The organism is Streptomyces sp. NBC_00670 (assembly GCF_036226765.1).
GTDB lineage: Bacteria > Actinomycetota > Actinomycetes > Streptomycetales > Streptomycetaceae > Streptomyces.
This window is the reverse complement of record NZ_CP109017.1, coordinates 370744-388420: the sequence shown is the minus strand read 5'-3', so window position 1 is coordinate 388420 and position 17677 is coordinate 370744. Positions and strand designations below refer to the sequence as shown.

At 73.3% G+C, this 17677-nt stretch carries 21 protein-coding genes; 7 read left to right on the top strand and 14 right to left on the bottom strand.

Translation table 11 applies throughout. The features are described 5' to 3' along the window. Nucleotides 1-10: 10 nt before the first annotated feature. From OIE12_RS01620 to OIE12_RS01610, 3 genes are read left to right on the top strand one after another with little or no spacing between them, the layout of a single operon-like run. The gene (locus OIE12_RS01620) at nt 11-703 is read left to right on the top strand and encodes a response regulator transcription factor (protein ID WP_329130878.1); all 693 of its coding nucleotides are present in this window, start codon (nt 11-13) and stop codon (nt 701-703) included. Further along, entirely contained in the window at nt 700-2172 is a 1473-nt protein-coding gene (locus OIE12_RS01615) for an ATP-binding protein (RefSeq protein ID WP_443053741.1), read from the top strand. Before OIE12_RS01620 ends, OIE12_RS01615 begins: the two co-directional genes overlap by 4 nt. Continuing rightward, the gene (locus tag OIE12_RS01610) at nt 2169-2669 is read left to right on the top strand and encodes a hypothetical protein (protein WP_329130876.1); all 501 of its coding nucleotides are present in this window, start codon (nt 2169-2171) and stop codon (nt 2667-2669) included. The genes OIE12_RS01615 and OIE12_RS01610 overlap by 4 nt, the downstream gene beginning before the upstream one ends. Nucleotides 2670-2687: 18 nt before the next feature. Here the strand turns inward: OIE12_RS01610 and OIE12_RS01605 are convergent, their stop codons facing one another. Together OIE12_RS01605 and OIE12_RS01600 are read right to left on the bottom strand one after the other, a co-directional pair. Continuing rightward, nucleotides 2688-3524, bottom strand: coding sequence for an SCO6745 family protein (locus tag OIE12_RS01605; protein ID WP_329130874.1), 837 nt, complete (start codon nt 3522-3524; stop codon nt 2688-2690). Then, nucleotides 3517-4236: a GntR family transcriptional regulator gene (locus OIE12_RS01600; protein ID WP_329130872.1), complete on the bottom strand. Its 720-nt coding sequence runs from the start codon at nt 4234-4236 to the stop codon at nt 3517-3519. The genes OIE12_RS01605 and OIE12_RS01600 overlap by 8 nt, the downstream gene beginning before the upstream one ends. A 129-nt stretch (nt 4237-4365) precedes the next feature. Here OIE12_RS01600 and OIE12_RS01595 point away from each other — a divergent pair, with 129 nt between their 5' ends. Further along, the gene (locus OIE12_RS01595; RefSeq protein WP_329130870.1) at nt 4366-4908 is read left to right on the top strand and encodes a YbhB/YbcL family Raf kinase inhibitor-like protein; all 543 of its coding nucleotides are present in this window, start codon (nt 4366-4368) and stop codon (nt 4906-4908) included. Between the two features lie 87 nt (nt 4909-4995). Here the strand turns inward: OIE12_RS01595 and OIE12_RS01590 are convergent, their stop codons facing one another. From OIE12_RS01590 to rpmG, 7 genes are all read right to left on the bottom strand, one after another. After that, on the bottom strand, nt 4996-6519 hold the full coding sequence (locus OIE12_RS01590; RefSeq protein WP_329130869.1) for a sodium:solute symporter family protein: 1524 nt from the start codon (nt 6517-6519) through the stop codon (nt 4996-4998). A 99-nt stretch (nt 6520-6618) separates the two neighbouring features. Then, a complete protein-coding gene (locus OIE12_RS01585; RefSeq protein ID WP_329130867.1) occupies nt 6619-7893 on the bottom strand; it encodes a glucarate dehydratase family protein in 1275 nt (424 codons plus the stop codon). After that, a complete protein-coding gene (locus tag OIE12_RS01580) occupies nt 7890-8810 on the bottom strand; it encodes a 5-dehydro-4-deoxyglucarate dehydratase (protein WP_329130865.1) in 921 nt (306 codons plus the stop codon). The genes OIE12_RS01585 and OIE12_RS01580 overlap by 4 nt, the downstream gene beginning before the upstream one ends. 288 nt (nt 8811-9098) lie before the next feature. Continuing rightward, the gene (rpmF, locus tag OIE12_RS01575; RefSeq protein WP_329130863.1) at nt 9099-9269 is read right to left on the bottom strand and encodes a 50S ribosomal protein L32; all 171 of its coding nucleotides are present in this window, start codon (nt 9267-9269) and stop codon (nt 9099-9101) included. 40 nt (nt 9270-9309) lie between these two features. After that, the gene (locus tag OIE12_RS01570) at nt 9310-10464 is read right to left on the bottom strand and encodes a CobW family GTP-binding protein (RefSeq protein ID WP_329130861.1); all 1155 of its coding nucleotides are present in this window, start codon (nt 10462-10464) and stop codon (nt 9310-9312) included. Further along, the gene (locus tag OIE12_RS01565) at nt 10464-10715 is read right to left on the bottom strand and encodes a type B 50S ribosomal protein L31 (RefSeq protein ID WP_329130859.1); all 252 of its coding nucleotides are present in this window, start codon (nt 10713-10715) and stop codon (nt 10464-10466) included. Before OIE12_RS01565 ends, OIE12_RS01570 begins: the two co-directional genes overlap by 1 nt. A gap of 50 nt (nt 10716-10765) precedes the next feature. Further along, the gene (gene rpmG / locus OIE12_RS01560; RefSeq protein WP_329130857.1) at nt 10766-10930 is read right to left on the bottom strand and encodes a 50S ribosomal protein L33; all 165 of its coding nucleotides are present in this window, start codon (nt 10928-10930) and stop codon (nt 10766-10768) included. A 70-nt stretch (nt 10931-11000) separates the two neighbouring features. Between rpmG and rpmB the strand changes: the two genes are divergently transcribed. Together rpmB and rpsN are read left to right on the top strand one after the other, a co-directional pair. After that, nucleotides 11001-11237 (top strand): 50S ribosomal protein L28, encoded by a 237-nt coding sequence (rpmB, locus tag OIE12_RS01555; protein ID WP_329130855.1) that lies wholly within the window; start codon nt 11001-11003, stop codon nt 11235-11237. After that, complete coding sequence (gene rpsN, locus OIE12_RS01550) at nt 11237-11542, top strand: 30S ribosomal protein S14 (protein ID WP_329130853.1); 306 nt, start codon at nt 11237-11239, stop codon at nt 11540-11542. Before rpmB ends, rpsN begins: the two co-directional genes overlap by 1 nt. Nucleotides 11543-11686: 144 nt before the next feature. Here rpsN and OIE12_RS01545 read toward each other — a convergent pair whose 3' ends face one another. Continuing rightward, complete coding sequence (locus OIE12_RS01545; protein ID WP_329130850.1) at nt 11687-12343, bottom strand: TetR/AcrR family transcriptional regulator; 657 nt, start codon at nt 12341-12343, stop codon at nt 11687-11689. 322 nt (nt 12344-12665) lie between these two features. Between OIE12_RS01545 and OIE12_RS01540 the strand changes: the two genes are divergently transcribed. Then, the gene (locus OIE12_RS01540; RefSeq protein ID WP_329130849.1) at nt 12666-13103 is read left to right on the top strand and encodes a hypothetical protein; all 438 of its coding nucleotides are present in this window, start codon (nt 12666-12668) and stop codon (nt 13101-13103) included. An 85-nt stretch (nt 13104-13188) separates the two neighbouring features. Here the strand turns inward: OIE12_RS01540 and OIE12_RS01535 are convergent, their stop codons facing one another. The 4 genes from OIE12_RS01535 to OIE12_RS01520 all read right to left on the bottom strand — a co-directional run bounded on the left by OIE12_RS01535 (nt 13189) and on the right by OIE12_RS01520 (nt 17647). Then, a complete protein-coding gene (locus OIE12_RS01535) occupies nt 13189-14616 on the bottom strand; it encodes an aldehyde dehydrogenase family protein (RefSeq protein WP_329130847.1) in 1428 nt (475 codons plus the stop codon). Further along, a complete protein-coding gene (locus tag OIE12_RS01530; RefSeq protein ID WP_329130845.1) occupies nt 14613-15890 on the bottom strand; it encodes an iron-containing alcohol dehydrogenase in 1278 nt (425 codons plus the stop codon). Before OIE12_RS01530 ends, OIE12_RS01535 begins: the two co-directional genes overlap by 4 nt. Continuing rightward, the gene (locus OIE12_RS01525; protein ID WP_329130843.1) at nt 15883-16656 is read right to left on the bottom strand and encodes an SDR family NAD(P)-dependent oxidoreductase; all 774 of its coding nucleotides are present in this window, start codon (nt 16654-16656) and stop codon (nt 15883-15885) included. Before OIE12_RS01525 ends, OIE12_RS01530 begins: the two co-directional genes overlap by 8 nt. 67 nt (nt 16657-16723) lie before the next feature. Then, nucleotides 16724-17647: a 3-keto-5-aminohexanoate cleavage protein gene (locus OIE12_RS01520; protein ID WP_329130841.1), complete on the bottom strand. Its 924-nt coding sequence runs from the start codon at nt 17645-17647 to the stop codon at nt 16724-16726. Between the last annotated feature and the right edge of the window lie 30 nt (nt 17648-17677).

The following is a 17677-nucleotide window of genomic DNA, read 5'->3' as shown; positions in this document are numbered from 1 at the left end:
GCCCGCTCCCATGACACGAGTCCTGCTGATCGAGGACGATCCCGCCGTCCGCCGCGGTGTCACCCTGGGCCTGCGCCGGCGCGGCCACGAGACCGAGGCGGTCGGCACCGGCGAGGACGGCCTCCAGGCGCTGGCCGACTGCCCTCCCGACCTTGTCCTGCTCGACCTGATGCTGCCCGGCATGAGCGGCCTGGAGGTGTGCCGGCGCATCCGCGAGACCAGCCAGGTGCCCCTCGTCATCCTCTCCGCGCGCGGCGACGACATCGACGTGGTCGTGGGCCTGGAGGCCGGCGCCGACGACTACATCGTCAAGCCCTCCAGCGACGAGGTCATCGAGGCCCGTATGCGTGCGGTGCTGCGCCGCCTCGCCCCGTCCCAGCCCGGCCCCCCGGCGGGCGGCGAGCGCACCACGTACGGGGACCTGGAGATCGACCGGGTCGCCCTGCGCGTGCGCAAGCGCGGAGCGGACGTGCTGCTCGCGCCCTCCGAGCTCAAGCTGCTGCTGTTCCTGTCGGCCTCCCCGGACCGGACCTTCAGCCGTCAGCAACTGCTGGAGAAGGTGTGGGAGCACAGTTACTACGGCGACGCGCGGCTGGTGGACGCGTGTGTGATGCGGGTGCGGTCCAAGACCGAGGACGACCCACGCCACCCCCGCTACCTCCAGACCGTGCGCGGCTTCGGCTACCGGTTCGGGCCGCTGTGAGACGCCGTCCGGCCGTGCCGGGCGGGCGGGGCGTGCGGCGCCGCCGTCTTCCGGCCGGGCTGCGCACCCGGCTCGTCGTCACCTTCGTCCTGGTCTCCGCCCTCAGCGCGCTGACCACCGCCGCGCTCACCTTCCAGCAGGCCCGCACCGCGATCCTCCAGCGCGCCCAGGACAACGCCGTACGGGAGCTGCGCGCCCAGGTCGACTCCCTCGCCCCGGACCTGCCCGCCCGGCCCACCGCGGCGGACCTGCGCGCCCTGACCGTGCAGCTCGACCGCGCGGGCGGCGCGCGCGGCTGGCGGGTCGCCGCCGCTTACCGGGACGGCACCCTCGTCACCGCCCGGCGGCCCGCCCCCGCCCTTCCCGCGGGCCTGACGGACCGCGCCGCCCGCGCCACCACCGCCCTCGTGCAGCGCTACCACCGACAGGGCGAACCCCGGCTCGCCGTCGCCCTGCCCGTCTCCGTCGCCGACCACCCCACCCGCTCCTCCGGGCTCGTCGTCTACGCCACCTTCTCGCTCACCGCCCAGGAGCAGGACGTCGGCTCACTGGTCCGCGCGGCCCGCGCCGGGGCGCTGCCCGTCGTCCTCGCCTCGCTGATCCCCGCGCTGCTGGCCGCCCGCCGGGTGCTGCGCCCGGTACGGCGGCTGCGGTCGGCCGCCGAGTCCATGGCCAACGGTGACCTCGACACCCGTATCCGGGTCACCGGACACGACGAACTCGCCGACCTGGGCGGCGCGTTCAACACCATGGCCGCCACCCTCCAGGCGGACGCCGCTACCCTGCGCTCCATGGAGGCCAAGGCCCGCCGGTTCGCCGCCGACGTCTCCCACGAACTGCGCACCCCGCTCGCCGCGATGACCGCCGTCACCGGACTCCTCGACGGCGACGCCGCCTCCGGCCACCTCGGCCCCGAGACCTCCGAGGCCCTCACCCTCGTTGCCGACGAGACCCGCAAACTGGCGCACCTGGTGGAGGACCTGATGGAGATCTCACGGTTCGACGCCGGGGCCGCCCGGCTCGACCTCGACGAGATCGACGTCGGCGAACTCCTGCGCAAGACACTCGCGTTGCGCCACTGGCAGGACCGGGTGGCGGTCGACGCCCCCGAGGGCCTGCGCGCCCGCCTCGACCCGCGCCGCATCGACGTCGTCCTCGCCAACCTCACCGGCAACGCCCTGCGCCACGGCGGGCCGAAGGCGGTCGTGCGCATCCGTGCCCGCGCCGACTCCGCCCGTCTCGTCCTCGCCGTGCACGACGGCGGACCCGGCATCCCCGAGGAACTACTCCCGCACGTCTTCGACCGCTTCACCAAGGGCGACACCGCCCGCACCCGCAGCGAGGGCAGCGGCCTCGGCCTGGCCATCGCCGCCGAGAACGCCCGGCTGCACGGCGGCACCCTCACCGCTGCCAACGCCCCGGAGGGAGGAGCGGTGTTCACCCTCACCCTGCCGCGCGACCCCGCATGAGAGCGCGGCACCGCGTACTGGCGTCGGCCCTGCTGCTGGCGCTGGCCGGCTGCGGCGTCACCGACACCGCACCCGGACCGGCCGGTTCCCCGGCCGCCGGACTGCCCGGCCGCACCTCCGGGACCCCGGCCGCCGTGCACGTCTACTTCTACTCCGCCCAGGGCCTCGAACGCGTCTCCCGCCTCCACCGCGGCCCCGACGCGCTCGACGCCGCCCTGCACCACCTGGTCCAGGGCCCCAACCCCGCCGAACGCGCCCGCGGCCTCGTCAGCTACGCACCCGGCCAGGCACCCACCCCGGTCGGCGCCGCCGACGGGGGTGGCACCGTACGGCTCCGCGCGCCCCGGGGCTGGGAGTCCCGCAGCGCCCTGCGCCAACTGGTGTGCACGGCCGCCGACGCGGTGGCCCCGGCCGACGGGACGGGCCTCGGGAACGTGCGGGTGACGGTGGACCGGGCGGCGGCCGGGGGCACCGTCACCCAGGTGTGCATGCCCTAGTCACGACCGCGCCGCCGGTCAGCGCGGTCGTGGCCGGTACGTGCCCGCCGCCCGGAACGCCTCGTCGAGCGGGGCGAGCAGCGCGGTGAGGCGGCGGGTGCCCGTGTCGCCGATCGGGGCCCACAGCGGGGCGCAGTGCGCGTCGGTCTCGGCCTCGATCCGCTCGCGCGCCGCCGCGCCGGCCTCGGTCACCGTGCCGTCGGGGGTGAGCCAGCCGCGGGCGGCGAGCCGGGCCGTCGCCGCGGCCCACTCCTCGTCGTCCCAGCGGCGGGTCGCCCGGGCGAGCGCCGTCGGGAGGCGGCCCGTGGCGGTCTGCAGGACCGTGCAGTCGCACGGGCCGAGGCGGTTGTCGGCGAGGACGACGAGATGGGCGTCACCGCGCCATTCGCGCACCACCGTGAGTTGCTGCCAGAGCGCGACGAGCGGATCGTCCGGCAGTGCCACCGCCGCGTTGGCGGCGGCCAGCACCTTGCCGCAGTGGTCGGCCCCGGCGACGACCGGATCCAGCAGCGCGCGTGCCTCCGCGACCTGCCCGTCCGACAGCGGCACACCGACACGCCGCAGCGCGCGCCCGACGGCCGTGAAGCGGGCCTCCTGCCACCGCTCCGGGGGTGCGACGTCCCAGACCCCGGTCATGGTCCGTACCGCCCGCGGGCTGAAGTTGTAGAAGGCGGCGTACGTCACCTGCCACGGGACGGCGCCCAGCGGGGCCGAGCGGGACGCGAAATACGCGGGACCGCGCTCGGTCACGCCCAGGGCGGCGGCCTCCTCGGCGGTCTCGGGGACGAAGTAGACGAAGGTGTGGGCGGCGCTGACGGCGGCGCTCACCTCGCGCACGGCACCGGTGTCACGCACGGTGATCGTCCTCCTCGTGGGCCGGTGAGCCGTCGTCCGGGGCGAGGGCGGCGGCGGTCAGGGTCAGATGGCGGTCGAGGACGGCCGCGGCACGGTCGGCGTCCCGGGCCAGCGCCGCCTCCTCCAGCAGGGCGTGCTCGCGGACGTGGTCGCGGCCGGGCGTGCGGTGCCCGGCCCAGCGGCGCATCAGCTCGCTCGCCGTCCACAGCCGGTCGAACGTGTCCAGCAGGACCGGGTTGCCGCAGCCGTCCAGCAGGGTGCGGTGGAAGAGGCGGTGCGCCTCGGCCCAGTCGGCGCTGTAGAACTCGCCCTCCCCGGCCACGAACGCCGGCGTGCGCGCCAGCCGGTGGTGGGCCGCGCGCACCCGCGCCTCCCAGTCGACGTCACCGCGCTCGACGGCCATGCGCAGCAGCACCGGCTCGATGGTCCGCCGGGCCTCGCCGATCTCCTGCCAGCGCCGGTCGGAGAAGGCGGGCACGGCGAAGCCGCGGTTGGGCAGCCGGTCGGCGAGCCCGTCCCCGACCACCCGCACCAGCGCCTCGCGCACCACGGCCAGGCTGACCTCGTACGTTCCCGCCAGCTCCTGCGGTTTCAGGGCCTGCCCGGGCGCGTAGTCGCCGCGCAGGATCGCGTCGCGCAGGCGGGCGTACACCTGCTCGGAGAGCATCCGCTTCTCCGTGGGGGCCGGTGGGCCGGCCGTCGTTCCAGTCATGAGCCCAGCATAGACGATCGCGTTGATAATCGATTATTGCTGTTATGGTCGATGACGTGGCCGATGCCGAACCGGCCCCCGTGGGCAGACCGCTGCCCGTTTCCCGAAACCTTGGAAGGAACCCGCACGATGACCGGAAACGACCCCTTCGCCCGCCTCCCCGAGGCGGCCTCCTTCACCGTCACCAGCACCACCGTCGCCGACGGTGCCGCCTGGCCGATCGCGCAGTTCTCCGGCCTCTCCGGCGTCCCGGGCGGCAAGGACGTCTCCCCGCAGCTGTCCTGGAGCGGCGCGCCCGAGGGCACCCGGAGCTACGCGGTGACGGTCTACGACCCCGACGCCCCGACCGGGTCCGGCTTCTGGCACTGGGCGGTCGCCGACATCCCGGCCTCCGTCACCGCACTGCCGGAGGGCGCGGGCGACGACACCGGCTCGGGGCTGCCCGAGGGCGCCTGCCAGCTGCCGGGCGACTCCCGCGCGGCGCGCTACATCGGCGCCGCCCCGCCGGCCGGGCACGGCCCGCACCGCTACTTCGTGGTGGTGCACGCGCTGGACGTGGAGTCGATCGGCGTCCCGGCCGACGCCACCCCGGCCGTCCTCGGCTTCACCATGGCCGGTCACACCCTCGGCCGCGCGGTCCTCACCGCCACCGCCGAGACGCCCGCCGCCTGACCTCCCGACGGCGAACGGCCGCGAGCGGCGCACCCGGGGAGACGGCTCACGTCCCCACCCGGTGCGCCGCTCGCGGCTTCTCGCACGTCAGGCCTGCTCCACCACCGGCTGCTGCGCGGCGGCCGCGCCCGGCGCCGGGTCCTCCGGACCGCCGGAGACCGCGGCGACGACGGCGTCCGCCTCGGCGTTCGGCTCCGGCAGGACCAGGCCGAGCACCATGTAGACGACGAGGGAGGTGACCAGCGGGGTGACGACGACCGTGGTCTGCGAGGCGCCGTCGAGCCCGTACTTCACGAAGAAGTAGCCGCCGAGCCCGAGCGCCCAGGAGGCGAGGGCCGCACGCGGTCCGCAGCGGCGGAAGGCGGGCAGCAGCCCGAGCAGCATCGGGATGGAGATCGGTCCCATGACGGCCGCGACCATGCCCACGATGATGCCGAGGACACCGCCGAAGTGGTCGGCCTCGATGGCCACGATCATGGAGCCGGCGATGAAGACGACGGTGAACACCCGCCCCGCCAGCAGCCCGCGTTCACTGCTCGCGTTGCGGAAGCCGGGGAAGAGGGCGGGCAGGATGTCCCGGGTGACCACCGCGGAGACGGCGTTGGCGTCGGAGGAGGCCATGGCCATGGTGTGCGAGAACATGCCGGCCAGGGTCAGGCCCACCAGACCCATCGGCAGATAGGACTGCGCCATCAGCGCGTACGTCTGCTGCGGGTCGGCGATGTGCGGCATGAGCACCGGCGCGGCCACCGCGGGCAGCAGCAGGATCGCGGGCCAGACCAGGTAGAGCCCCGCCGACAGACCGGCCGAACGCCGGGCGGCCTTGGGGGAGTCGGTGGCCATGTACCGCTGGGCGAGGTTCCACATGCCGCCGTTGTACTCGAAGAGCTTGACGACGATGTACGCGGTGAGGAAGCCGGCCGTGTAGGGGCCGACGAGCGGGTCGGTGTGGTGCGCGGGCAGCCGGTGCCACAGGGTGCCGAGCCCGGAGATGCCGCCGAGCCGGTCGAGGACCACCCACATCATGGACAGCGCGGCCACACCCTGGATGATGAACTGGCCGAACTCGGTGAGGGCGTCCGCCCACAGTCCGCCGACCGTGCAGTACAGCAGGGTGATGACGCCGGTCAGCAGGATGCCGTTGGTCATGGACATACCGGTGAAGACCTTCAGCAGCACCGCCACCGAGGCCCACTTGGCGGCCACGTCGAACACCTTGAGCAGGGCACCGCTCCACGCCAGCGCCTGCTGGGTGGGCACGTTGTACCGGCGCTTGAGGTATTCCAGCGGCGAGGCCACCTTGAACCGCTTCTGCAGCCGGTTCCAGCGCGGTGCGAAGAGGAAGGCGCCGACGCCGGTGCCCAGTGCGAGCGGCAGGAACGCCCAGACGTAGACGGTGATGCCGTAGTTGTAGGCGACCGCGGCATAGGCCACGAACACGGCGGCGCTGTAGCCCGACATGTGGTGCGAGATGCCGGTCAGCCACCAGGGCATCTTTCCGCCGCCGGTGAAGTAGTCGGAGACGTCGCTGACGCGCCGGTGCGACCACACGCCGATGAGGAGCATCACCACGAAATAGGCGCCGAGGGTGGTCCAGTCCAGCCAATGCATAAGAGGACCTTCTTGTCGTGAGGGAGCTTGTCGTGAGGGAGCGGGAGTGGAGCGAACTGCCGGAGGGGGGTGGGTCCTTGGGGCGTAGACCGCCCGGTGTCACCAGCGCGGCGACTTCTTCTCGTAGGTCGGGTCGAGGCGGCGCATGTACCCGGTGTCGTCCCGGTTGCGCAGTCCGCAGCGCAGGTACTGCTCGTGCAGTACGGCCAGCGCGTCGCGGTCCAGTTCCACGCCGAGGCCCGGGGTGCGCGGGACGGCGACGGAACCGTCGCGGAAGCCGAGCGCGCCGGGGGCGATCACGTCCTCCGCGGGGTCCTTCCACGGCCAGTGGGTGTCGCAGGCGTAGGTCAGGTTCTCGGTGGCGGCGGCCAGGTGCGTCATGGCCGCGAGGCTGATCCCGAGGTGGGAGTTGGAGTGCATGGACAGCCCCAGCCCGAAGGTGTCGCAGATCCCGGCCAGCAGTTTGGAGCGCTGCAGACCGCCCCAGTAGTGGTGGTCGGAGAGGACGACCTGCACGGCGTCGCCGCGCACCGCGGAGGGCAGTTCGTCGAAGGCGACCACACACATGTTGGTGGCCAGTGGCATCGAGGCCTCGCGCGCCACCCGCGCCATGCCCTCCTGACCGGGTGTGGGGTCCTCCAGGTACTCCAGGACACCGTCCAGGTCCCGGGCCACCTTCAGCGAAGTCTCCACCGTCCAGGCGGCGTTGGGGTCCAGGCGCAGCGGCACGTCGGGGAACGCCTCGCGCAGGGCGAGGACCGCCTCCACCTCCTGCTCGGGCGGGAAGACACCGCCCTTGAGCTTGATCGCCGTGAAGCCGTACTCCGTCACCATGCGCCGGGCCTGCGCGACGATGCCCTCCGGGTCCAGCGCGGGGCCGAAGGCGTCGGGCTCGTGCTCCGGGTGGCCGGCCCACTTGTAGAAGAGGTAGGCGCTGAAGGGCACCGTGTCGCGGACGGCGCCGCCGAGCAGGTCGCTGACGGGGCGGCCGGTGGCGCGGCCCCGGATGTCGAGGCAGGCCACCTCGAAGGGGGAGAAGACCCGGTCCACCGTGGAGCTGGTGGTGATCATGCCGGTCAGGCCGTGGCCGTCGCTGCCGCTGTCCCCGCCGAGCACCTCGGCGACGCGCCGGCGCATCGGGCCGAGGTCGTGCACGTCCATGCCGGTGAGGGCGTCGGCGGCCGTGCGCAGCCGGCGCAGATGGCCCTCGTCGGCGTAGGTCTCGCCCAGTCCGGTGAGGCCCTGGTCCGTGCTCACCTCGATGACCGCGCGCAGCGCGTAGGGCTCGTGGACGCCGACGGCGTTGAGCAGGGCCGGGTCCTTGAACGCGACGGGGGTGATGTCGACGCGGGTGATCCGCAGTGCCTCGCTCATCGGATGTCGTCCCCCTTGGCGATGATCCGCTCCAGCTCGGCGAGGTCCCCGGGGGCCGGGTCGGTGAGCGGCGGCCGTACCCCGCCGACGTCCAGTCCGCGCAGCCGGACGGCCGCCTTGACCAGGGAGACCGAGTAGCCGGGCACGCGCTCGCGCAGGGCGATCAGCGGGTGGTAGAAGCCGGCCAGCAGCCGCTGCACCTTCTCGTCGTCCCCGGCCGTGACCGCCCGGTGGAAGGCGAGCGCGATCTCGGGGGCGAAGCAGAACACCGCCGAGGAGTACAGGTCCACGCCGATGCCCCGGTAGGCGAGCTGGGTGCCCTCGGCGGTCGGCATGCCGTTGAAGAACTGGAACTCCGCGCCGCCGGTGGCCGGGTCCGCCCGGACGGCGGTCACGATCCGCGACAGCAGGTCGAGGTCGCCGGTGCCGTCCTTCAGGCCCACGACCTGCGGCATCCGGGCCACCTCCAGGGCGGAGGGCACGTCCAGGCGGGCGTTGGCCCGCTGGTAGACGATGACCCGCAGCGAGGTGGCGGCGACGACCTCGCGGACGTACGCGACCAGCCCGGCCGGCGGTCCCGCCACCAGGTACGGCGGCATCAGCAGCAGTCCGTCCGCACCGGCCTCCTCCGCCGCCCGCGCGTACTCCCGGGCCAGCGGGAGGGCGCCGCCGGCCCCCGCGAAGACGGGCACCCGGCCGTCCGCCATCCGCACCGCGGTGCGCACCACCTCGGCGTACTCCGCCACCCCCAGGGCGTGGAACTCGCCGGTGCCGCAGGCCACGAAGACGCCGCCCGGGCCGGACTCGATCCCCGCCTTGAGATGGTCCGAAAGTTTCGACACGTCGACCGAACCGTCGACCCCGAACGGGGTGACGGGAAAGAACAGGATGCCCTGGAGCACGGAGACCTCATCCACTTGCTGACCACATATGTGAACACTCGTCACGATGACGAATGACTCGGGGAATGTAAGGTCGGTGGATCGCCAGGGTCAAGGCGTTTGCGCACCTCCGTTTTCACCCTTCGGGCACGATGCGGCAACGGAGACAGCGGACAAGGAGGTGTCCGGGGTTCGCGGGAGAGGAGGCGCGGGCCCGACAGGAAAGGTTTCGAACGGCCGTGCCCGCGGAGCGACTTGCGCACAGCACGACGGCCCGGCACGGGTACGCCGTGCCGGGCCGCCGGGGTGTTGTCGCGGGTGCCGTCAGTCCTCCGGGCGCAACAGCCCGCGCCGGTACGCCGGGACGAGGTGCTGCGGCACCAGATGGGAGACGCCGTCCACCGTCACCGGTACGAGACGGGGAGCGGCCGCCTTCCACTGGGCACGGCGGTGACGAGTGTTGCTGCGGGACATCTTGCGCTTGGGCACGGCCATGAGGAGTTCCTCCGTCGGGTGGGGCCGGGGGCGGGAGTGGTCAGGAAACGGGGTCGAGGAGCGCGTCGAAGGCGGACGGCAGGCGTTTCCACGCCTCGGTGCCGCCCGCCAGCTCCTCGTCGGTGAGCAGGCAGGACGCGAGGACGGTGGACAGCTCGTCCCCGTCGAGCCCGGGGGAGGTGAACACCAGGTGCTGCCCCCGGTCCCCGTGCTCGGGGTGCCAGTCGAGCGCGGCGGCGGCGCGGCGGGCGGGCGGCACCAGGTCCCAGGCCGCGTCGGGCAGCGAGGCGAGCCACGGGCCGGTGTCCTCCACGCACAGGGCGCCGCCCGCCGCGTCCCACGACAGCAGGGTGTCGGGCCGGTCCGCGAGCCAGAACCGGCCCCGGCTGCGGACGGCCGCGCAGCACAGCTCCTCCAGCGCCGCGTACAGGCGTTCCGGGTGGAAGGGGCGCCGGCCGCGCCAGACCAGGGTGGCCACGCCCGCCTCGTCCGCGTCCTGCGGAAGCCGGGCGCAGGCCGGGTGCTGCGCCACCGCCGCGGCCTCCACGTCGAACCCGGCGAACGCCAGCCGGGCCGGCTCCGCCGAGTCGAGCGGGACGCGCAGGGCCGTCGGGTGGAGCTGGGTGAGCAGCGCGAGGTCGTCCGGGTCCGCCGCGCCGGGGTCGGCCAGGACGTGCACGGCCGGGTACTCCAGCTGACGGGCGAAGGTGTCGCCCACGGTCCGCCGGTCCGTCGCGGCCGCCGCGAGCCCCGCCTCGGCGAGGTCGTCCCCGTTGCCGAGGGTGGGCAGCACCAGCGCGGGGTCGACCGCCGTCATGACGTTGGCCAGGCGCAGGACGCCGGCGCCGTGCGCGGCCACCAGCTCGGCGACGGTGCGCGGCTCGACGGAGTCCCACAGCTCGACCACCGCCAGCCGGGGCGTGCCCTCCTCCGCGAGCCGCCGCAGCTCCGGCAGCAGGTCCTCGCGCAGCGCACAGCACGCGCAGCCGTCGACCAGCGGGATCTCGTCGTACGCGCGCGGGCCCGAGAGGTCGCGGACGGTGCGCCGTACGGTGCCGGACGCGGCCGCCGACAGGTCGTGGTGGACGACGACGCTGCCGGGCACGTCCCGCAGCAGCCGGTCCACGGCGCGCCGGCGCGCGTCGGCGTGCAGACCGGCGACGAGCAGGACGGGGAGCGGGTGGGCGGCGGACATCAGCGGGCCCCGCGGCCGTAGCGGCGCTCGAAGCGCTCGACCCGCCCGGCGGTGTCGACCACCCGGGCGGTGCCCGTGTAGAAGGGGTGGCTCGCCGAGGAGATCTCGACGTCGACCACGGGGTACACCTCGCCGTCCTCCCACTCCACGGTGCGGTCGCTGGTCATGGTGGAACGGGTGAGGAAGGCGAACCCCGCCGCGCGGTCACGGAAGACGACGGGGCCGTAGGGCGGATGGATACCGGATTTCATGGTGGGTCCTCGCAGGGGTCGGAGCGGGGTTGTGGCGTCGCTGCCGGGCGTCAGCGTTCCTCGCGGAACTCGACGTGCCGGCCCGCGACCGGGTCGTACTTGCGCAGGACCAGGCGGTCGGGGTCGTTCCGCCGGTTCTTGCGGGTCACGTACGTGTAGCCGGTGCCGGCGGTGGAGCGGAGCTTGATGATCGGGCGGATCTCGTTGCGAGCCATGGGGGTAGCATACGACAACGATTTTCATTATCGACAGGGGCTCGTCGCTCCGGAGAGGACCAGGACACCCATGTCCGCGCACTGCCAACTGACCGGGGCGCGCCCCGGCTTCGGCAACAAGATCTCCCACTCGCACCGGCGTACGTCGCGCCGGTTCGACCCCAACATCCAGCGCAAGCGCTACTGGCTGCCGAGCGAGGGCCGGTACGTCCGGCTGGTGCTGAGCGCCAAGGGCATCAAGACCGTGGACGCCCTCGGCATCGAGGCCGCCGTGGCACGCATCAGGGCGCGAGGGGAGCGCGTCTGATGGCGAAGAAGAGCAAGATCGCGAAGAACGAGCGGCGCAAGGCGGTCGTCCAGCGCCATGCCGCCCGCCGCGCCGAACTGAAGGACATCATCCGCAGGCCGGGTTCGAGCGAGACCGAACGCGCCGAAGCGCTACGGGAGTTGCGCCGCCAGCCGCGGGACGCCAGCGCCACGCGGGTACGCAACCGCGACGCCGTAGACGGCCGCCCGCGCGGACATCTGCGCAAGTTCGGCCTCTCCCGGGTCCGCATGCGCGAAGAGGCACACGCGGGCTTCCTGCCGGGGGTGACGAAGTCGTCCTGGTGAGGTGACGGTCCCCGGCGGGCGGCGGGGCGGGCGGGCCGCCCGCCGGGGGTCGGCTGCCTGCCGGGGGTCGGTGTCGGTGGCGGGTTCGGCTGCCCGCCGGGGTCCGGTGGTTGCCGGGGAAACGGCTGTCGCAGGCGGGTCCGGCTAGCCGTCGAGCGCCCGGGCCGCTCGCATCCGGCCCTGGTCGGGCGGGAGTGCGGGGAGCAGGTCGGTCTTGGGGGCGGGCAGGTCGTAGAGCGCGTAGAGGCGGCGTCGGATCTGTTCGGCCGGGTACTGGCCGCCGTACACCGCCGTTTTGAAGATCACGCCCTCCAGGACGCTGCGCAGCAGTACCTCCTCCAGCTCGGGGTCCGCCGCGCCCCGGGCGGCGAACATGTCCCGGAGCGTGTCCTCCAGCGCCGCCAGCCGCTCCTCCTTGCGCGCCTCCGCCGCCGCGAACAGGGGGTGCGTGGCCGGGTTGACCACGAGGCTCAGCGTGATGCGCTGCACCCGCACCGTCGCGGCGGCGGTGACGAGGACCCCGTCGATGATGGCGGCCAGCCGTTCGTCGGGCGTGCCCCGCACCTCGACGAGCGTGGCCACGCCGTCCAGATAGCGGTCCAGGAGTTCGTCGACGAGGCTCTGCTTCCCCGGGAAGTAGTACGTCAGCAGGCCGCGCGAGACGCCGGCCCGGGCGGTGATGTCGGAGACCGTGGCGTCGTGGTACCCCTTCTCGGCGAAGACCTCCAGGGCCGCGCCGAGGATCTTCTCCCGCGACTGGGCCCGCAACTCCTCGTTCGCCTCCGGCCTTCGCGGCGACACCGCCACCCCACCTTCTCTCGACTCGCGCTGCACGCCGGGAGCGGCCCCCAGCAGGGACCATTCTCCCTTCCCCGCCCCGCGGCGCCGTTCCGGGGCGGCGCCCGGCCCGAACTCGGCCCCCCACAAAGGTAATTGGCATTCGGCATTTCGACTGGCTGGCTGTACAGTCAACCCCGGTCGAACCCGCCCGGGGCCGCGCCGCGCCGCGCGCCCCGGCCCCGCGGGCACGCGCGCACGCGGCCGTCCGTACGGACGGCCGCGGACAGCCGCGGACGGCACGAACAGACACGAACAGCACGGACACCGAGAGGGACGAACCACAGTGGCGAGCAAGGAAGAACTCAAGGCGGCGCTCCACGCGGCCTTCGACGCCGCCGTACCGAACGGGACGGGGTACACCAAGGTCTACGCCTCGGACATGAAGCAGCGGAACTACGTCGTGTACCGCAGCACCACGGTCTACAACTACGCCGTCGGCTTCAGACCCGGCAGCACGGAACTCGTCGTCGTACCGATCGAGGAGAACAACGGGGTGATCACCCCGGGCACGCCGGTGACCATCACCGACACCAACCGCGCCGCCGTGAAGAAGCGCGACCTCCAGGGCCGCTTCCACCTCTCCACGACCGACGGCCAGAAGTTCCGTCTGACGGTCATCCCGTCGGTGCCGCGGATAACCGCCGGCTTCTACCAGCTCCCCGTCGACCAGAAGGAGGAGTACGAGGCGTTCCAGACGGTCAGGGACCTCATCTGCGCCTGAGCGCTCGTCGGAGTGCTCGTCGATACGGGTCCCCCGGGGGCGGAAGGGGCGAAAGCCCCGGAGGGGAGCCCCCGGGGGACCGACGTCACGCGGTCAGCGCCAGGTACTTCTCCTCCAGGAACTCCAGGATGCCCTCGAAGCCGCCCTCCCGGCCCAGGCCGCTCTGCTTGACCCCGCCGAACGGCGCCGCCGGATCGCTCACCACGCCCCGGTTGACCGCGACCATGCCGGCCTCCAGCCGGCGGGCGACGGCCATCGCCTCCCGTTCCTCGCCGAACACGTACGCCATCAGCCCGTGCACCGTGTCGTTGGCCATCCGGACCGCCTCGTCGACGTCCTCGTACCGGACGACCGCGGTCACCGGCCCGAAGATCTCCGTCCTGGTCAGTGGCGAACCGTGCACGACCCCGGTGAGCAGTGTCGCGTCGTAGAACGCGCCGCCGGCCCGGCCGCCGCCGCCCCGTACGAGGGTCGCCCCCTGCGCGACCGCGGCCTCGACGAGGGCGGCGACCTTGTCCCGCTCGGCGACCGACACGAGCGCGCCGAGCGTGTGCGCACGGTCCAGACCGGGGCCGACCGTGACCTCGGCGAGCGCGGCGTCCATCCGGGCGACGAACTCGTCGTGCAGCGAGGCGTGGACGTAGAACCGGTTGGCGGCGGTGCAGGCCGCTCCGCCGTTGCGCAACTTGGCGAGCAGCGCCTCCCGCACCGTCAACTCCAGATCCGCGCCCGGGAGTACGAGCAGGGGCGCGTTGCCGCCCAGCTCCATCGACGCGCTCACCACCGTGTCCGCGCACCCGCGCAGCAACTCCCGGCCGACCTCGGTGGACCCGGTGAACGACAGCTTCCTGACCTCCGGCCGGTCCAGCATCCGCTTGACGGCGGGGCCCGGCGGCACGGGTGTGACCAGGTTGACGACGCCGTCGGGGACCCCGGCCCGCCGCAGCACCTCCACCACGTAGGCCGCGGTGAGCGGTGTCTCCCCGGCGGGCTTGAGGACGGTCGTACAGCCGGCGGCGAGCGCGGGAGCCAGCTTGCGCGTCGCCATCGCCGCGGGGAAGTTCCAGGGGGTGATCAGCAGTGACACCCCGATCGGCTGCCGGTCGACGACGATCCGCTTGTCGCCGGAAGGGGAGAGCCGGTAGTCGCCCGGCACGCGGACGGCCTCCTCGGCGAACCAGCGGAAGAACTCCTTGGCGTAGTGCGCCTCACCGAGCGCGTCCGCCCAGGACTTGCCGTTCTCCCGCACCATGAGCTCGGCGAACTCCTCGATTTCGGCGGTGAGGATGTCGTAGGCGGCGCGCAGCAGTTCACCGCGCTCGCGCGGCGCGGTCGCCGCCCAGGACTCCTGTGCGGCGGCGGCCGCGTCGACGGCGTCCAGGCAGTCCCGCTCGGTGGCGACGGCGAAGCGGGCGAGCACCGAGAGGTCGGCGGGATCGACGACGTCGAACCGCTCGCCGTCGGCGCCCGGCCGCCACCGGCCGCCGATGAACAGGTCCGTGTGCGGGTTCATACCACCGTCCGTTTCCTGTGGCTGTCCGTTCCGTCGAGGATTCCGGCGTGCGCCCGTCCGAGGATGTCCAGGAGCAGCTCCCGGGACGGCTCCAGCGGGGCGATGGCGAGGAGCCGTGCCGAGCGCAGGCCCAGCTCGGCGATGTCCGCCAACTGGTCCCGCTCGATGCCGAGTTCGGCGAGCGTCGCGGGGACCCCGATGGCCTCGTTGAGCTCGGCCACGCGCATCACCGTCCGCAGCGCGGAGGCGTCCTCCGCCGGGAGGTGTTCCAGCGCCGCCCCGAACGCGGCGACCCGCACGGCCACGTCGGCGTCGGCGCGCAGCGCGTCCAGGACGTAGGGCAGCAGCAGCCCGGTGCCCAGGCCGTGCGGCGTCTTGGTGAGCGCGCCGATCGGGTACTGCAAGGCATGGCACAGATGCGTGCCGGTCGAGCCGAAGGCGATCCCGGCGAGCAGCGCGCCCAGGGCCACCTCGTGCCGGGCGTGCCGGCCGACGGGCTCCCGGACGGCGACCGGCAACCAGGGCCCCAGCCTTCCCGCCGCCTGGAGCGCGACCGGCTCCGTCAGCGCGTTGCGCCCCGTGAACACCGGCGGCGTCCCCGACCAGTCGGCGGGCAGTGGCCGCGCGGTGTAGGACTCGGCGGCGTGCACGAGCGCGTCGATGCCGGAGAAGGCGGTCACCCCGCGCGGTGCGCCCAGGGTGAGATCGGGGTCGACGACCGCCGCGGCCGGTACCAGGAACGGGCTGGAGACACCCACCTTCAGCTCCCGGCCCGGATCGGAGACGACGGCCACCGGTGTCACCTCCGACCCGGTGCCCGCGGTCGTCGGCACCGCGACCACCGGCACGACCGGACCGGGCACCAGGTTCTCGCCGTAGTACCGCTCCGGCGGACCCTCGTGCACGCACAGCAGCGCGATCAGCTTGGCCGCGTCCAGGGCGCTGCCCCCGCCGATCGCGAGGACGACCTCGGCGCCGTACTCCCGCGCCTGGACGGCGGCGGAGTCCAGGGTGCCGACGGGCAGTTCCGGGGTGACGCTGGTGTACGTCCGCACGTCGAGACCGGCGCCGGTCAGTGCGTCGAGGACGGCGGTGATGTGCGGTGTGGTCGCGAGGAACGGGTCGACGACGGCGAACACCCGCCGTCCGTGCAGGGCCACGACCTCCGGCAGCAGTGCCCGGGAGCCGTGGCCGAAGTGCACCCGCGCCGGCAGCCGCAGCGTTCCGGGCAGGCAGGCAAGGGCGCCGGGGGCGGCGCCGGTGGTCTCAGGCACTGAACCCTCCGTCGACCGGCAGCACGGCCCCGCTGATGTGGCTCGCCCGGTCACTGAGCAGGAAGGCCGCGGTCGCGCCGACCTCGCTGCCCGTGCCCGCCTTCCGCAGCGGGGTGGCGGCGATACGGGCCTCCACGCCGCCGGGGATCGCGAGGCGCGTCCGGTCGAGCATCGGCGTCTCGGTGGGCCCGGGGGCGATGACGTTGACCCGGATGCCGAGCGGCCCGAAGTCGTGGGCCGCCGTCCGGGTCAGCCCGATGACCGCGTGCTTGGTGGCCTGGTAGGCGCCCATGCCGGAGCTGCCGCGCAGCCCGCCGATGCTGCTCGTGTTGACGATCGAACCGGAGCCCTGCGCCTCCATGACCCGCACCTCCTCGCGGATGCAGAGCCAGGTGCCCTTGACGTTCACGGCCATGATCCGGTCGAAGTCCTCCTCCGACACTTGGTCCAGACGTCCGCCCTGGGTGACGGCCGCGTTGTTGTACGCGCCGTCGAGACGGCCGAACCGGTCGGCGGTGGCGTCGACGAACGCGGCCACGCTCGCCGGATCGGAGACGTCACCGGTGGTGTAGGCCACGTCGTGCCCCTGCCCGGTGAGCTCCTTGGTGAGGGCGGCGAGCGGCTCCTCGCTGCGGGCGACGAGCATGAGCGCGGCGCCGTCCGCGGCGAGGACGCGTGCGGCGTCGGCCCCGATCCCCAGGCTCGCGCCGACGAGCAGGACGACCTTGCCGGCGAGCGGCGGGCGGGGGTTCAGTTCCTCGGGCATGTGCGGTGTGTCCTTTCCTGTGCCGGTGCGGCGATGCTGGTGCGACGGTGTGCGCGGGGCCTCGTGCTCATGGGGTCCGGGCACCGCGCAGCGCGAGCATCTGCCGCGCCTCGTCGGGTGTCGCGATCTCTTTCCCGAGGTCCTCGACGGCGGCGCGGATCTTCCGGACCTGCTGTGCGTTGGTCTCGGCGAGCCGCCCCCTGCCCAGCCACAGGCTGTCCTCCAGACCGACCCGCACATGGCCGCCGAGCCAGGCGCTGTGCGTGCCGAACCGCAGCTGCTCGCGGCCTGCGGCGAAGGCGGAGAAGGTGTAGTCGTCACCGAACAGCTTGTCCGCGATGTGCACCATGTGTTCGAGGTTGGCGTGGTCGGCCCCGATGCCGCCGAGGACGCCGAACACCCCCTGGATCAGCAGCGGCGGCTTGGCAAGGCCCGCGTCGACGAAGTGCGCGAGGGAGTACAGGTGCCCGATGTCGTAGCACTCGTACTCGAACCGGGTGCCGAACTCGCCGAGCGTGCGCAGGGTGTGCTCGATGGAGTCGAAGGTGTTGACGAACGGCTTGGAGTAGGTGTTGAGGACGTAGGGCTTCTCCCAGTCGTGCTGCCAGGCGGTCACCTTGTCGGCGATGCCGGAGTACACGAAGTTCATGGAGCCCATGTTCATCGAGGCCAGCTCGGGCCGGAGGCGCATCGCGGCGGCGAGCCGTTCGTCCATGGTCATGGCCGAGGAGCCGCCGGTGGTGATGTTGACGACGGCGTCGGTGCGGGCCGTGAGGGCGCTGATGATCTCCTCGAAGACCTCGGGGTCGGCGGTGGGGCGGCCGTCCGGCTGCCGGGCGTGCAGATGCACGATCGCCGATCCGGCCTCGACCGCGGCCAGTGCGGACTCGGCCACCTGTGCGGCGGACAGCGGGAGGTGGGGACTCTGCGACGGCACGTGCACAGAGCCCGTCACCGCGGTGGTGATGATGACCTTTTCGGCCTTCCGCATCAGTTCCTCCTGTTCGTATGGCGGACGGGA